Below are 1,433 nucleotides of genomic sequence, written 5' to 3' on the forward strand. Positions count from 1 at the left end.
GTGGCTTCGACCCCGGCTCGGATGTGGTAACGCTGCTGCCATGCGTCGGTGGTCTGTTCCCGGCGCCGGGTTTCCAGGACCTGCTGCTGGTCAGCCGGCAGCAGGGTGAGGCTGCGTCCCCATTTGCCGTTGGCGTTGGCGGTGGTGCACTTGTTCCTTACTGGGCAGCCGGCGCAGTCAGCAGCGGCGAAGTGCAGTCTGGCCAGGTCGGTGCCGCTGGCCTTGCGTTGGGCGGACCAGCTGATGCTGGCCTTGCCCTGTGGGCAGGTCACGGTCCTGGCCCGCCAGTCGATATGGAAATCGCTCTGCGGAAGGCGTTCGTCCTGGTGGGTGTCCGGCCCGACCGGACCGAGAAGATCAACGGCGTGCTTGTCACGGGCGGTGACGACATGAGCGGCGGTCACATACCCGGCGTCGACCACATGCTCGGCGGGAAGCAGCCCTCGCCCGGACAGGCCCCGATGGACGGTGGCGGTCATCTCGGTGTCGGTGACAGTCGCGTCCGTGGTGACCACGTTGGTGATGATCCGTGGTGTGTCCGGGGCGCAGGTCTCACTGACATGAACCTTGTAGCCGGTCCAGCCGTTGCCGCGTTTGAGGCCGTAGCGGGCGTCGCTGTCATATGGCGAGGCCAGCCGGTCTCTACTCGGCGGGAGGTCTTTGCCCTCCCGCCAGCGCACCTCCTGACCGTCTCGCAGGTACTGCTGCTCCCACGCCTGGGCCAGGACCTGCACCGCCGGGATCTCTCGCAGCCACGCCGGGGCACCGGGCGCGGCGACCGCGTCCAGGATCAGGTAGCCGTCCCGGCCCACCTGCTCAGCCCAGCGACGGCGCACATCCTCGCCTTTCGGGAACCGGTAGGAGTCAATCCTCGTTCCGTATCGTTCGGCCCAGCTGGCGTCGATCATCGGAGCCAGCCAGGCCGGTGCGGCAGCGGCCAGGGCTTCCAGGGCCGCCCGCAGCGTCTCGCCGACGAACTCCATCCGGTTCAGCGTGCGCACCGCGGCAAGCACGTGCGTGGAATCGGTGCGCTGCCGGCCACCGGCACACAGCAGCCCGTGCTCGACGCATCGGTCCAGAATCACGTCCAGGACCTTCTCCTCCAGCCCATGCTTGATCAACCGGGTCCGGAAGTCGGCCAGCACCGTGAAGTCGAACCCGGCATCGTCGAGGTCCAGACCGAGCAGGTACTTCCAGTCCATCCTCGCCCGGACCTGGTCGGCGGCCTGCCGGTCACTGAGCCCTTCGGCGTACTGCAACACAGACACCAGCGCCAATGCCCCCGGCGAGGCCGCCGGACGACCCCGCGCCGAGAACGCCTGCGCGAACTGCTCGTCAATGAACACCGGGCCGAGCGCGTCGCGGATCCGCACCGCGAGAGTGCCCTTCGGGAACGACGCCCGGACCACCCGCGCAGTCAACTCCGGCACCCC

1 protein-coding gene is annotated in these 1,433 nt (G+C 68.5%); it reads right to left on the minus strand.

The annotated features are described in order from the left end of the window. On the minus strand, positions 1 to 1,421 hold a 1,421-nt coding region (locus tag ACY34I_RS40365; RefSeq protein WP_462760823.1), incomplete at its 3' end, for an IS1182 family transposase. Positions 1,422 to 1,433: the final 12 nt, after the last annotated feature.

It is taken from the genome of Micromonospora sp. RTBAU3-60 (assembly GCF_054963695.1).